Origin of the sequence: Psychrobacter maritimus (genome assembly GCF_029953575.1) — a bacterium.
Lineage (GTDB): Bacteria > Pseudomonadota > Gammaproteobacteria > Pseudomonadales > Moraxellaceae > Psychrobacter > Psychrobacter maritimus.
The window spans coordinates 2,352,865-2,366,903 of the sequence record NZ_CP124526.1; the positions used below are offsets into that span (position 1 = coordinate 2,352,865).

11 protein-coding genes are annotated in these 14,039 nt (G+C 43.3%); 8 read left to right on the forward strand and 3 right to left on the reverse strand.

The genetic code is table 11. The features are described 5' to 3' along the window. Positions 1-587 precede the first annotated feature (587 nt). The 5 genes from QJS82_RS10045 (at position 588) to QJS82_RS10065 (ending at position 7,643) form a co-directional block, all read left to right on the forward strand. Positions 588-2,225 carry a carbon-nitrogen hydrolase family protein gene (locus tag QJS82_RS10045; protein WP_201620223.1) on the forward strand — a complete coding sequence of 546 codons (1,638 nt, stop codon included), beginning with the start codon at positions 588-590 and terminating at the stop codon, positions 2,223-2,225. Between the two features lie 137 nt (positions 2,226-2,362). Next, a complete protein-coding gene (locus QJS82_RS10050; RefSeq protein ID WP_281490375.1) occupies positions 2,363-2,932 on the forward strand; it encodes a protein disulfide oxidoreductase in 570 nt (189 codons plus the stop codon). A gap of 439 nt (positions 2,933-3,371) precedes the next feature. Then, on the forward strand, positions 3,372-6,203 hold the full coding sequence (gene ileS / locus QJS82_RS10055; RefSeq protein ID WP_281490376.1) for an isoleucine--tRNA ligase: 2,832 nt from the start codon (positions 3,372-3,374) through the stop codon (positions 6,201-6,203). Beyond that, on the forward strand, positions 6,196-6,846 hold the full coding sequence (gene lspA, locus QJS82_RS10060) for a signal peptidase II (RefSeq protein WP_281490377.1): 651 nt from the start codon (positions 6,196-6,198) through the stop codon (positions 6,844-6,846). Before ileS ends, lspA begins: the two co-directional genes overlap by 8 nt. A 170-nt stretch (positions 6,847-7,016) precedes the next feature. Next, positions 7,017-7,643 (forward strand): O-acetyl-ADP-ribose deacetylase, encoded by a 627-nt coding sequence (locus QJS82_RS10065; RefSeq protein WP_281490378.1) that lies wholly within the window; start codon positions 7,017-7,019, stop codon positions 7,641-7,643. Positions 7,644-7,742: 99 nt separating this feature from the next. On the opposite strand, the gene QJS82_RS10070 is transcribed toward QJS82_RS10065, so the two are convergent. Further along, positions 7,743-8,237 carry a hemerythrin domain-containing protein gene (locus QJS82_RS10070; protein WP_281490379.1) on the reverse strand — a complete coding sequence of 165 codons (495 nt, stop codon included), beginning with the start codon at positions 8,235-8,237 and terminating at the stop codon, positions 7,743-7,745. Positions 8,238-8,432: 195 nt separating this feature from the next. Next, entirely contained in the window at positions 8,433-9,098 is a 666-nt protein-coding gene (locus tag QJS82_RS10075) for a DUF1294 domain-containing protein (RefSeq protein WP_281490380.1), read from the reverse strand. A gap of 169 nt (positions 9,099-9,267) precedes the next feature. Between QJS82_RS10075 and fkpB the strand changes: the two genes are divergently transcribed. Then, positions 9,268-9,765, forward strand: a complete 498-nt coding sequence (gene fkpB / locus QJS82_RS10080) for an FKBP-type peptidyl-prolyl cis-trans isomerase (RefSeq protein ID WP_201620214.1) — start codon at positions 9,268-9,270, stop codon at positions 9,763-9,765. A gap of 41 nt (positions 9,766-9,806) precedes the next feature. Continuing rightward, on the forward strand, positions 9,807-10,847 hold the full coding sequence (locus QJS82_RS10085) for an aldo/keto reductase (protein WP_201620213.1): 1,041 nt from the start codon (positions 9,807-9,809) through the stop codon (positions 10,845-10,847). Positions 10,848-11,030: 183 nt separating this feature from the next. Here the strand turns inward: QJS82_RS10085 and QJS82_RS10090 are convergent, their stop codons facing one another. After that, positions 11,031-11,831 (reverse strand): lysophospholipid acyltransferase family protein, encoded by an 801-nt coding sequence (locus QJS82_RS10090; protein WP_281490381.1) that lies wholly within the window; start codon positions 11,829-11,831, stop codon positions 11,031-11,033. Positions 11,832-12,364: 533 nt separating this feature from the next. Between QJS82_RS10090 and hflX the strand changes: the two genes are divergently transcribed. Then, positions 12,365-13,810, forward strand: coding sequence for a ribosome rescue GTPase HflX (gene hflX / locus QJS82_RS10095; protein WP_281490382.1), 1,446 nt, complete (start codon positions 12,365-12,367; stop codon positions 13,808-13,810). Positions 13,811-14,039 lie beyond the last annotated feature (229 nt).

Below are 14,039 nucleotides of genomic sequence, written 5' to 3' on the forward strand. Positions count from 1 at the left end.
GAAAAAATGCGCCAAATAAGATGACGTTTAAGCAAATAAAACCATCATTCATAAAAGATAGTAAGTCACAAAAACTTAGCAAATATTTACGCCGCTTGACTGTCATTGGTTACGGGAATTGCTATCATAAGCCGCGCAGTGTCAGTCATAATTAAGCGTCATAGCAGTTAAAATGAATTTATTAGCACAGCAGCATAAACCCTATAAAATAAGGGCAAAATGCAATGCCAAGATAAATACTTGTAAATGGGCTAAATCGCCTCATTAAAATTGATAATGACAGACGCAATGTTTATAACTTATTGGCTATAACTTATTGTAAATACAAAGATAATTGATTGTAACGATTATATGCGCCTATTGGTATATTTTTCTCGACATTATTATCTGAAAAGTTATAGCAAAAATGAGTTGCTAGCTTTTTTATTTAGTAAATGCAGCAATATCCAACCGCTTATTAGGCGCTTTACTGACGAGTTTTGATAGCCACCTTTTTATGACTCACTTTATTAACATCTAGTAATATCGCTTTATTATTAACACCGATTTATTACCACTGATTTATAGCAACGACAGACAGGAACATTATGAGTAAGATAGAAAAACCAGACGACTTTCACCTCACCATTGCTGAGATTAAGAAAAAAGATTATCCACAACTGAAAGCTTTAATGGATCGCGTTTATGTCAACTTAGGCGGTGCGTGGTCAAAAAACACCATTCATACCTTAATTGACGCCTTCCCTGAAGGACAAATTGCGCTCTTTGACCATGATGAGCTGATTGGTATTGTGCTATCGATGCGCGTTGATTACACCAAGTTTTCTAACCCGCATACTTATGATGACTTAATTGGTCATAAAGAGATCATTAGAGACAATCCGGATGGCGATGCTATTTATGGCTTAGATGCGTTAATTGACCCTGAATATCGTGGTTATCGTTTAGGTCGCAGGCTTTATGATGCGCGTAAAGAGCTGTGCCGCCAGTTAAACTTCCGCGCTATTTTAGCCGGTGGTCGTATTCCCAATTATCACAATCACCAAGACTTAACCCCTGGTGAATATATTGAAGCCGTTGAAGCTCGTGAAATTCACGACCCCGCGTTGTCGTTTCAGTTATCAAATGGCTTTATCGTTAAACGTATTTTGACCGCTTACTTGCCAGATGATGCGCAATCTAAAGGTTTTGCGACCTTACTTGAATGGGCAAATATTTATTATGAGCCGAAAGATTATAAGCCCAATACGCGTAAATCAGAGGTCAGAATCGGTGGTATTCAGTGGCAAATGCGTGAAGTTGAGTCGCCTGAAGAGCTGTTGCAACAAGTTGAATTCTTCGTCGATATCATGGCTGATTACAACTCTGACTTCGCTTGTTTGCCAGAATTTTTTAACGCACCATTAATGGGTCTGTGTGAATCAACTGACCAAAACGTAGCGATTCGCTTTTTGGCCGGTTATACCGAATGGTTTAAAAATGAGATTTCGCATTTGGCGGTCAGCTATAACGTCAACGTCATCACCGGTTCTATGCCGTTCTTAGACGACGACGATACCTTGTATAATGTCAGCTATCTATGCCGCCGTGACGGTACAGTCGAAGAGCAGCGCAAAATTCACATTACCCCGCATGAGCGTAGCGCGTGGGTGATTGAAGGCGGCGACGAAGTCAAAGTATTTGACACCGATGCTGGTCGTATCGGTATCCTAGTTTGCTATGACGTTGAGTTCCCAGAGCTTGCGCGTTTGATGGCACTTGATGACATGGATATCTTGTTCGTACCATTTTGGACAGATACTCAAAACGGCTATCTGCGCGTACGCCACTGTGCCCAAGCTCGGGCGATTGAAAACGAATGCTATGTGATGATTTGTGGTTCAGTCGGTAACTTACCGCAAGTTGAAAGCTTGGATATCCAATACGCACAGTCGTCTATTTTCTCACCGTCAGATTTTGCTTTCCCGCATGATGCGATTATGGCGGAAACCACGGCCAATACCGAAATGGTATTCTTCTCTGATTTAAACTTAGACAAGCTTATTCATGTTCGTAATGAAGGCTCGGTGCATAACCTGCTTGACCGCCGTGATGATTTATTTAGCTTAAAATGGAAGAGAAAGGCTAAAATTCCAGCAAGCAAATTGACCGATGAAGAGCGCCGTGAAAATTCAGGCAGCGTGCTTATTGGCGATCCACTGCAAGACCGTGCGCAAAAACCTTAAGCGATTATTTTAAAAAGTGGTTATTTTAAAAAGTAACCACTCATAACAGTTCCATAGATTTTACGAATAATACGGCTGACCATTCAGCCGTTTATTTTTATCTATTAATCACATTGAGATCAAAAAAAGCAGCCACTATGACGACTGATACTGAAAAAAACCTTGATATCGAAAAAAGCCTTGAGACGCCAAAAAAAACGCCAAAGCAAAAGATATTGTCTGTTGCTAAAAATCTGCTTATCTATGGCTTGGTATTTGCTGTCATTTATACCGCTATTAACTGGTGGCGACAACCGGTCATGCCAGCCAATCCGCAATTGCAGTTGACCGACTATCAAGGGCAGAGCGTTGACTTAGCAGCAATGAGTCGGGATAAACCAACGTTGGTATATTTTTGGGGAACTTGGTGTCCGGTTTGTCGGGTGACGTCGCCGACGATAGATAAGCTTGCCGCAGCAAATGACTATCCTGTGGTGACCATTGCGATTAAATCAAGTTCTGACCAAGAGCTACACAGCTATCTTACTGAACACAATTATCAATTTACCACCGTCAATGACCAAGAAGGTGAGATATTCGCCGATTGGCAAGGGCAAGTTACGCCGTCTTATGTCGTTCTAAAAGATGGTGAAATGACGCAAGGCTTGACTGGTATGCAGCCACTGTGGTCGCTGAAATTGCGCTTATGGTTGTCAGAAGTTTTTTAGCGCTTAGCCCATTAGGTATAATCTAATAAATAGACAATCAAATTTGCCAGACGTATGATTTAATAGACAAGGTATTGATGCTGGCATAAGTGCTTGGTTTTGGCTAAAAACAGGGCGATACTGGTCAGCTCTTTTTACCCTCCTCGTTTTGTCATATAATAGCTGCCGTTATCATATTCACTTTTCTCATTATTCTGCTATCTGTTAAAGATATTTTTTGTTGCAATCGTCTCATTAGTATTTATGATGGACGTAACTATCTATAAGCAACACGTTATAAGCAATTCATAAGCAACACGTTATAAGCAATATCTTCTAAGTAAAGTTTTCTAAGCAAAAGGCTAGCATCGATTATCAAATATTTGACCCCATATTATATTTAACCTTAAGCCTGAATTTCAAACGCAACCTCTAACCATCATCTTATAAGACACCTTCTATGACTGATAAAAGTAACGATACACCAAGCCAAGATTATAAAGACACCCTAAACCTTGCCGATACGCCTTTTGCGATGCGGGCAAACCTTGCCAAACGTGAGCCAGATTGGCTGGCTGCGTGGGAAGCGGATGACGTGTACGGCAAAATTCGTCAGGCGCGTACAGGTGCGACCAAATACATTTTGCATGATGGCCCTCCATACGCCAACGGTCAGATTCACTTAGGTCACGCGGTCAATAAAGTATTAAAAGACATTATCGTGAAGTCAAAAACCTTATCGGGCTTTGACGCGCCTTATGTGCCAGGTTGGGATTGTCATGGTCTGCCCATCGAGCAAAAAGTCGAAGCCAAAGTTGGTAAAGTCGGTCAAAAAGTCTCTGCGACCGAATTTCGTGGTCTATGCCGCGAGTATGCAAGTACACAAATTGAGCTGCAAAAGGCAGATTTTAAACGTCTAGGCGTGTTTGGTGATTGGGACAACCCTTATCTAACGATGAACTTCCATCAAGAAGCTAACATCGTACGCGCACTTGCTAAAATTTATGACAACGGTCACGTAACCCGCGGTATGAAGCCTGTTAACTGGTGCTTAGACTGTAGCTCTGCCCTAGCTGAAGCGGAAGTTGAATACCAAGACAAAGTCTCAGACGCTATTTATGTGAGCTTTGATGTGCTTGATACCGAAAAGGTTGCAGCATTAAGTGCAATTGACGGCAATATCGCAGCCGTCATTTGGACGACGACGCCTTGGACGCTACCTGCTAACCAAGCAATCGCCGTACATCCTGAGCATGACTATAGTGTGGTCGTAACTGAAAAAGGTAACTTGTTACTAGCCGCTGAACTTGTCGAAACCGCCCTAAGCGAGCTTAAACTTAGCAATCAAGGCGTATTGGCAACGGTATCAGGACGCGAGCTTGAAGGTCTGCGCGCCCAGCATCCACTGATTGCAGACCGCCAAGTACCATTAATCCTAGGCGATCACGTGACCACCGATAGCGGTACTGGCCTCGTCCATACGGCCCCTGGTCACGGTCTTGACGACTATATCGTTGGCTTGAAATATAACTTGCCCGTTGAAAACCCAGTAAGTGGTACGGGCGTCTATTTAGACAGCGCGGCGGTATTTGCAGGCGAGCATATCTATAAAGCCAATCCGCAAATTATCGCTACCTTAAATGATAACGGTCATTTAATCAGCCATACCAAAATTGAGCACAGCTATCCGCATTGCTGGCGTCACAAGTCGCCGATTATCTTCCGTGCAACGCCGCAGTGGTTTATCAATATGGAAACCAAAGGTTTGCGTGAGCGTGCGCTTGCCGATATCCCTAAGGTCAACTGGACGCCAGAGTGGGGACAAAACCGCATCGAAGCGATGATGACCGGTCGCCCAGATTGGTGTATCTCACGCCAGCGTACTTGGGGCGTGCCGATTGCCTTTTTCACTCATAAAGAAACCGGCGAGCTGCACCCTAATACGCTTGAGCTGATGGAAGTTGCTGCACAAAAAATCGATGCAGGCGGCGTAGAAGCTTGGTTTGATGCCAGCTGTGAAGATTTCTTAGGCGCGGAAGCCGCGGATTATGATAAAGCAACGGATACGTTAGACGTTTGGTTTGACTCAGGAACGACGCATTTTGCCGTCCTTGAGCAGCGCGATGAGCTGACCAATCCTGCTGATATGTATTTAGAAGGTTCTGATCAACATCGCGGCTGGTTCCAGACTTCACTGCTTACTTCTGAGGCGATGTACGAGCGCCCCCCGTTTAAGCAAGTATTGACCCATGGTTTTGTCGTTGATGAAAACGGTCGCAAGATGAGTAAATCACTGGGCAATATCATCACGCCGCAAGACGAGATTAATAAAACCGGCGCGGATATGCTGCGTTTGTGGATTGCGTCGAGCGATTATCGTTATGAGATGAGCGCAGGTAAAACGGTATTTAAAGGTGCCATCGATATGTATCGCCGTATCCGTAACACCTTGCGCTTCTTGCTGGCCAATACCGATGACTTTGATCCAGCGACCAATAGCGTTGATATTAATGAGCTGGTCAGCCTCGATAAGTTCATCATTGAGCGTGCGCAGACGGTACAAGCGCAAATCATCAGCGCGTATGATGCGATGGACTTTCACCAAGTCACCCAGCATATCACTGCGTTTTGCTCGCAGGATTTAGGCAGCTTCTATTTAGATATTATCAAAGACCGTCAGTACACGACCCAAACTGATGGACAGCCGCGTCGCTCTGCGCAAACGGCAATTTACCATATCGCTCATGCGTTGATTCGCTGGATTACGCCAATCTTGTCATTCACCGCGCAAGAAGCGTGGGAAGTATTGGAAGGTAAAAACGGCAATGACGCAGGATACGTGTTTACCGAAGAATGGTATACCTTCCCAGAGTTTGAGCTAAGTGCCATCAGTACCGATGACTGGCAACGTATTATGCAGGCAAAAGATATGGTCAATAAACATATCGAAACCGCACGCGGTGAAAAAATCATCAATGCCAACTTATCTGCTGGCGTTGATTTATATGCCGACGGTGCGATGCATGAGAGCTTGGCCAAGCTTGGCGAAGAGCTGCGTTTTGTGCTAATCACCAGTAGCGCAACTTTGAAGCCAATGAGCGCTGCCCAAACTGATAACAATGCCGATGAATCAGTCGATTTAATAGTCGAAGTCAGCGCCGCCACTGGTACTAAATGCGTACGCTGCTGGCATATCCGCGATGATATCGGTACAGATAGTACGCACCCAGAGTTATGCGCACGCTGCGTGACCAACGTCAGCGGCGACGGCGAGGTGCGCCACTATGCCTAAATCAGCGCCTAACTCTACGCCTAATCCGACAGACTCATCGGAACATAAGCAACCGCAGGTTGAGGTTGATCATTCGCCTAAACCTGCCCATGCGACCACGGGCAGCTCAACCACGCCCAAAAGTCGCCTGAATAAGACCCCAAAAATGGTTGCTAATGGCAGTCGCGCCTTTATGTGGTACTTGCTATCACTGGTCGTCATTATTATTGATCAGTGGACGAAATGGTTGGCTGAAACCAAGCTAAACTTCCTCGAGCCCGTACCCGTGATTGAGCCGTTTTTAAATTGGACGCTTGCTTATAACTATGGCGCGGCGTTTAGTTTCTTAGCAGATCAAGCAGGTTGGCAAAAGTGGTTTTTTGCTGGACTTGCATTGATCATGTCGCTATTTTTAATCGGCTATTTGGTGAAAGCACCGCGTAAAGCCAAGCTGTTATCATTGGGTCTATCCTTGGTGCTTGGCGGCGCTATTGGTAACTTGATTGACCGCTTGTTACATGGTCACGTGATTGACTTTATCCATGTGCATTATGCGGACGTTTGGCATTATCCCATTTTTAATATTGCCGATATTGGTATTTGTATTGGTGTGGCGCTGATTGTTATTGACATGCTGTTTTTGGAAAAAAAGCGTGATGCTTAAATGATATAAATAAGGTGGCTTTGTAAATAGGCTACCAAATCGGTAGCCTATTTTTTTTGCGTTTTTGTTGAGAGATAGCATATCGAATCTTATCGATAACGTAAGCCCTATAGTCGAATGGCGCGAAAAACGCTAAAGTATAATCAGTTTAATATGAAAAGGTTGTTGCCATGTCTGATAGTCAAACGTCTAATAACCCAATAAAACCTATTGCCCAGAAGCAAATACCAGAATCTGACGACATTAATAATAAGAACAATAGTGGTAATGGCGTAACTTTATCAGTGATACAAGCTGATATCACTACGTTAAATATAGATGCCATTGTCAATGCTGCAAATTCAAGTTTGCTTGGCGGCGGCGGTGTAGACGGTGCGATTCATCGGGCAGCTGGACGTGAGTTATTAGCATATTGTCGTACATTGAATGGTTGCCAGACGGGCGAGGCTAAAATCAGTCCAGCGTTTAAGCTTCCTTGCCAATATGTGATTCACACGGTAGGACCTGTTTGGCATGGCGGTAATCAACATGAGCCAGAGCTACTCGCCAATTGTTATAGAAACTCATTAGATTTAGCCGTTGAGCACAATCTGACCAGCATTGCCTTCCCCGCTATTAGTACCGGTGTTTATGGTTACCCACTGGATAAAGCAACCAATATAGCAATTGATACAGTGCAAAATTATGTGTTAAATGCTCTAAAACAGGCGACTAACTTCTCTATCCGCGAAGTTATCTTTTGCTGTTTTTCAGCCAGCGATGCCGCTGTTTATAAACAAGTATTAGAGTCGATTTAAAGCGATATTTATAAAATCATTAAACATAAAAAAACCACTAGCAATAGTGGTTTTTTATTTTGAACGTTGCAATTCATTCATTCATTTAAAACAACGTAATCATGCATCATCTGCATGTGCTTGCTTAAACTCAGCATACTCAACTTGATACAATGAGCCAAGACGTTGCTGCAAGTCGCTATCTAAAATCTTTTTCGCCTCTTTAAAAAACTTGTTTTCTTCTTCTTTTAAATGATGGCGTACCTTATGAATCAAATCTGCACAGGTGCTATCCCATTTCTCTTGACCAATACGTCCATCATCCAAGGTTTCCATCATCTCATCCATTTCATGATGCTCAGTAATGGCATGCCGAGACAAATCAAGCCCGTCATCATGCTGTATGACTGGCACATATAAATGACGCTCTTCTGCCGCCGCATGCGAGTGTAATTCAAGCTTTAACTCTTCATAAATGGCTTTACGCTGCGCCTCATCTTTCGTGCTTTCAAGCTTATCGCATAACGCCCGCTGTACCTCATGATTGTCGATTAAGGCTGCAAAAATATCTTGTGTTAAATCAACTTCGTTAGCATTATTATTGTTATTACTCATTACTTTCCTCTTTAAAGTTATTGCTACGTTAAGTATTCAAATGGTTCTATTTAATCCTCAAGTATCATAACAATAATAAAAGCCGCTATTGTCATCTATCAGTGAGCAATAGATAGTCATTTGGTTAAGGTCAGCATTTGCATAATATTTAATTAGGCAATTATTCAATAATTTAATCAATGCATCTGTCAAAACCTAGACAAAAGGCAAATTTGCCAAGAATGCAAAGTCTTTACCCGCCAATATAAACAACAATCCTCCCAAATTAATAATAACGGTTAAATAATAAGTAATACGAAATTCAGGCTTTTGCGACTTATGACGTAAGTAAGTTTGCGCGACCATCGCCCCAACCCAACCGCCAAGCGCACTTAAAATATGCAATGTTGACTCAGGCGTCCGCCAAGCGCCACTTTGGGCAGCAGCTTTGTCTTTGGCATACATGCCGTAGGTTATGACGCCTAATACCGCGTACCAAGCAAGTACCAGCCAGCTTAGCTTATTCATGACCACCAATAAAATTAAAACCCCATAAAAGCCAAGGCCAAGAAACAAGCGTTTCTTTTGCCCTGCTTCAAATTCTGCTTGGGCGCTGCGTTTGTGGTTTCGCTGACGGATTTGACTGTTCTTTTGCACCATTTTTTGCTGCACAAAACTGAGTTCTTGCACATCCCTTGCTTGCAGGCGACCCTGATTGTCTGGCCCCACTATAAAAACCACTTGCTCGCCAATTTCGGGACGACGCTGGGCTTTAAACGCGCTAACATGAAAAAATACCGACTCGCCCGCAGCGGTTTCGATAAAACCAAAACCTTTATCGTCCTGCCATTTTTTAATATGACCTTGTTGTTTATTTGCCATCGGTTTTGCCATAAATACTTCGCTCTCTCTTAGATTCGTCAAATATATTACACTATTTGCGTTACACTATTTAGGCTTACAACTTATCCCAGATGACTTATCATTTGCGACATTATTCTTAACCATATTTTTAATTATTTTTCGACTCCAGCAATAGGTAGCTTTTACTATGACCGACTCTCAATTTATCACGCCTAATGAAGACATACGTATCACCCACGGCAGCCTTGTGAAGCTGCATTTTGAAGTATCACTAGAAAACGGTACGGTGATTGATTCAACCTTTAACCGCGATGCGCCGGTGACGCTGACGATTGGCGATGAGAGCTTATTGCCAGGCTTTGAGCAAGTGCTGATGAACCTACGGGCTGGCGATACACGTAGCGCCCACCTTGAGCCTGAGCAAGCGTTTGGTGAGTGGAATCCTGATAACATCCAGCATTTTAGCCGCACCCAATTTGCTTTGGTCGCTGACAATCCTGAAATAGGTATGCTGGTTGAGTTTGAAGATAAAGGTAAAAACACCCTGCCCGGTACCATTAGCGCCATAAATGACGACGAAGTAGAAGTCGATTTCAACCATCCACTTGCCGGTCAATCGGTACTTTTTAAAGTAAAAATATTCCAAGTTACCCCACCAGGTGTCACAGGTATCAAGCTGATGTAGTATAAAAATAGCTCTGTATTAAAATTAAAAAGGACAGATACATGCAATACCAAACACTGCCGCAACTCAATGAAAAAGTTTCAAAAATTTGCTTAGGGACGATGACGTGGGGACAGCAAAATAGCGAAAGCGATGCGCATGCACAGATGGACATGGCGCTTAATGCAGGCGTGAACTTTTGGGATACCGCTGAGATGTATCCGTCGCCGCCTGATAAAGACAAACAAGGCGATACCGAACGCTTTATGGGCACATGGTTTAACAAAACCAAACAGCGTAATAAGGTCATTCTTGCCAGTAAAATATCACCGATGGGTTTTTTACGTGACGGTCAGACGCGCTTTAATGCCGCGCATATCAGTAGCGCCATCGATAGCAATCTTGAGCGCCTGCAAACCGATTATATTGATATTTACCAGCTACACTGGCCTGAGCGTCAAACCAATTATTTTAGCCAGCTCGGTTATACTGAAGAGATGGCAGCGCAGTCGCTAGATGACTTGACGCCTTTTTTAGAGACTATCCAAGCCCTAAATGATGAAATTAAAAAAGGTCGCATTCGAGCTTATGGCTTATCAAATGATACCGCTTGGGGTCTGATGCGCTATCTGTGGGAAGCGGAAAAAAATGGTTTAATCGCGCCTATCACGGTGCAAAATCCTTATAGTTTGCTAAACCGCGTATATGAAGTTGGCATGGCAGAGATTGCTCATCGTGAAAATGTCGGTTTACTTGCCTACTCGCCGCTCGGCTTTGGGGTATTGTCTGGTAAATACCTTGACGGTAAACGTCCTACTGGCGCGCGCCTGACGATGTATGACCGCTTTGCCCGTTATACCAATGAAGAAGCACTATCAGCCACCGCCAAATATGCCAAAATCGCAGCAGATGCTGGTTTGGATATGGCACAAATGGCATTGGCCTTTGTCAATTCGCGCTCGTTTGTCACCAGTAATATCATCGGGGCGACCACCACTGAGCAGCTACAATCTAATATCGATAGCATCAACTTAACTTTAAGCGCAGACGTCTTAGCTGCTATCGAGGCGGTACATACCCAGCATCCTAATCCGTCACCATAATTTTGCGTGGTCATAGATTGATATTGTTCAGCTTTCAATAACCTGACGTTCAGGTATTGGTATAGCAAAGAAAGGCGCAAATCGTTAGTATTGACTACTAAGATTTGCGCCTTTTTTATGACTACTTTTCTGCTATTACTTTTTCTATTAAAACTTTTCTATTTTAGACCGTTTGATGCTTGCTTATACTTTAGCTACTTTCGTTAATACGCGTGAATGTAATTCAGCCAAGCCTTCCTGCATATGCGCTTGTAATAAATTAGTCAGCTCACTTTTACTCAAGCCTTTAGGATCTATCGGTTCAAGCGGTAAGACAAAAGCCGTCACGTCTTTACTATCAAGCACCTTTTTTAGACTTTGTTTCATCGTCAGCTTACCGTAATAAGGTAACGCTTCACTCAAAGTGCCGTCCTTATTCACATAAGCAATCACAAGCGGGCGCACTGGCACGTCTGCATCTATCGCTGCTTGTAGCAAGGTGCCGTGGATACGCTTAATTTTTTTGCCATCAGTGGTAGTGGCTTCTGGAAAAAAGATTACCGAAAAGCCCTTGGTTAAAAAGGTAGCAATTTGGGCAGCGACCGTGCCAGCATCACCGGAACCACGCTCGATAAATACCGTCCCTGCCGCATGCGCCAACTTACCAAATATCGGCCAATCGCCAATCTCAGCTTTTGATAAGAAAAAAGCAGGGCTTAGCGTACCCACTACCGGAATATCCATCCATGACACATGGTTAGAAACCCATAGACCGTGGTGTTGCTCTACGCGCTCGACTGCCACGACCTGTACGCCAAAAGAGCCTGCCATTTTTCGGCAAAACGCTTGAATATAGCGCGGCAGTTTTTCGCGTGGTGGCTGTTTAAAGGCACCGATACGTTGGGCGGCGCGTAGTCCGCCAGCGATAGTGGTGGTCATGCCAGCGATTTGTTTACCGCGACCTAATTGCTGTTTGAGTGAAAAGCCTGACTTAGATTGGCTCATCTGTGTCCCTCGTGGTTAAAAACTTATGGGTTAAAACTTATTTATTAAAAAGCCTATTTATTAAAAAACTTAATGGCTAAAAAGCTCATTGCTTAAAAAACGTATGATTATATCTCGTAAACAAGCGTCATGAGTATAACAAAATTTATTCATTCAGTGACGACTTGTGCACTGAGTTATGAGTGGCTTTTGTTAATATTTTGCAATAGTTAGAGCTATCAGCTCATTTTTACGCCTCTCATTTTTACGCCGCTCATTTTTACGCCGCTCATTTTTACTTTACCAGCGCTCGACAGATTAGCACATTTAGAAAAGCCAACCTTGTCGTTAATAGCCTCTTTCCGAAAACCCTCATACTTTCATTATTAAAACATTTAATAATAAACGCTGTAACATAAAAGTATGGCTAATTGCCTTAATACGCTTTAATATCAAGTGATAAGACCACATATAGAGGGTCATACGAAGGCTATAGCGACGCTTAACAAACCGATATTAGCCATCTATTTACTTAATGACATAGGTGATACTCTTTGGATTATTTTGAAAGACATGAAGGTGGCGAGCGCGCCATTATAGTACATTTAGACATCCGCCAAATTCAAGATCCTGATGATCTAAATGAATTTGAGCTGCTTGCAGATTCGGCAGGTGCTGATCGCTTGGCACTGGTCACAGGCTCACGTGCACGTCCTGATGCCAAATACTTCGTTGGTAGCGGTAAAGCACAAGAAATAGCAGAATTGGTACGCGAACACGAAGCCGATATCGTCCTTTTTAATCATAATTTATCGCCATCACAAGAGCGTAATATTGAAGCTTTGGTACAATGCCGCGTCCTTGACCGTACGGGCTTAATTTTAGATATTTTTGCCCAGCGCGCCCGTACTTACGAAGGTAAGCTGCAGGTTGAGCTTGCACAGTTGAATCACTTATCGACGCGTTTGGTACGTGGTTGGACGCATTTGGAACGCCAAAAGGGTGGTATTGGTCTACGTGGACCGGGTGAAACCCAGCTTGAAACGGATCGCCGCTTATTACAAGTACGTGTAACCCAGCTAAAAACCAAACTTGAAAAAGTACGCCAAACTCGTGCTCAAGGACGAGCGCGTCGGCAAAAATCAGACGTGCCGACTATCTCACTCGTTGGTTATACCAACGCGGGTAAATCTACCCTGTTTAATCGCTTGGTTGATGAAAACATTTACGCAGCGGACAAATTATTTGCCACCCTTGACCCGACATTACGCCGTTTAGACTGGCAGGGCGTTGGCCGCGTGGTTTTGGTCGATACCGTTGGTTTCGTCCGTCATCTCCCGCATGAACTGGTCGAGTCGTTCCATGCAACCTTAGAAGAGACGTTAGAAGCTGACTTACTACTGCATGTTATCGATTCGTCTAGTGAAGATATGCACGAGCAGATTCAAGCCGTCAAAAACGTACTTGCTGAAATTGACAACGATGTGCCTGTGCTCAACGTTTACAATAAAATTGATATCACTGATGAGCCTGCGCACATTGGCTATGCTAAGGAAGGTCAGCCAAATCGGGTTTATGTCTCTTCTCGCCAAAATCTCGGTATGGAAGAGCTATCCCTTGCTGTGCAGCAGCTATTAATGGGCACTTTGACCACCTTTGATTTGACCCTACCTTATAATGCGGGCCAATTTAAAAACACCTTGTATGAGCTTGGCGTGATTTTAGAAGAAAGCTATGATGATAATGGTCATGAATGCTTAACCATTCGTCTGCCAAGCGACAGGCTTAAGCAGCTATTAGGTCAAGCCAATTTAAAACCGTTAGATGTCTTGCCGTTGGCACAGGCAACATTGCTAATGCCGATACTTGAAGAGTTTGAACAGATTGATGAAGAAGACAATCATGATGAAGAAGAGTCTTTAACGGCAGAAGAAGAAAATGCCTTTGCCGAGTTTGAAGCGTTAAATTCTGCGGCACAAGAATCTGATTCGCAAAGTTAAATAACCTCGCATCAAACTATTTACTCTAAATGATATTTGAAAAAGGACGCTATTGTTTGATAGCGTCCTTTTTTATATGCCCTGTGCATAGTTACTGTTGTATGAGAGATTTAAAACTGCTTCATACCCTTATCATACCTACAATCTACGCTTAGGCTTTATTAGTGCGCCTACTCTCTATATAATCAGGCACTATGCTTGCGTTAAAATGTTACATTTAAAAAGCAGC

Excerpts from the sequence above, each read along its gene's own strand:
- QJS82_RS10045 (WP_201620223.1), top strand. The coding sequence starts at position 588 with ATGAGTAAGATAGAAAAACCAGACGACTTTCACCTCACCATTGCTGAG.
- QJS82_RS10050 (WP_281490375.1), top strand. The coding sequence starts at position 2,363 with ATGACGACTGATACTGAAAAAAACCTTGATATCGAAAAAAGCCTTGAG.
- ileS (WP_281490376.1), top strand. The coding sequence starts at position 3,372 with ATGACTGATAAAAGTAACGATACACCAAGCCAAGATTATAAAGACACC.
- lspA (WP_281490377.1), top strand. The coding sequence starts at position 6,196 with ATGCCTAAATCAGCGCCTAACTCTACGCCTAATCCGACAGACTCATCG.
- QJS82_RS10065 (WP_281490378.1), top strand. The coding sequence starts at position 7,017 with ATGTCTGATAGTCAAACGTCTAATAACCCAATAAAACCTATTGCCCAG.
- QJS82_RS10070 (WP_281490379.1), bottom strand. The coding sequence starts at position 8,237 with ATGAGTAATAACAATAATAATGCTAACGAAGTTGATTTAACACAAGAT.
- QJS82_RS10075 (WP_281490380.1), bottom strand. The coding sequence starts at position 9,098 with ATGGCAAATAAACAACAAGGTCATATTAAAAAATGGCAGGACGATAAA.
- fkpB (WP_201620214.1), top strand. The coding sequence starts at position 9,268 with ATGACCGACTCTCAATTTATCACGCCTAATGAAGACATACGTATCACC.
- QJS82_RS10085 (WP_201620213.1), top strand. The coding sequence starts at position 9,807 with ATGCAATACCAAACACTGCCGCAACTCAATGAAAAAGTTTCAAAAATT.
- QJS82_RS10090 (WP_281490381.1), bottom strand. The coding sequence starts at position 11,831 with ATGAGCCAATCTAAGTCAGGCTTTTCACTCAAACAGCAATTAGGTCGC.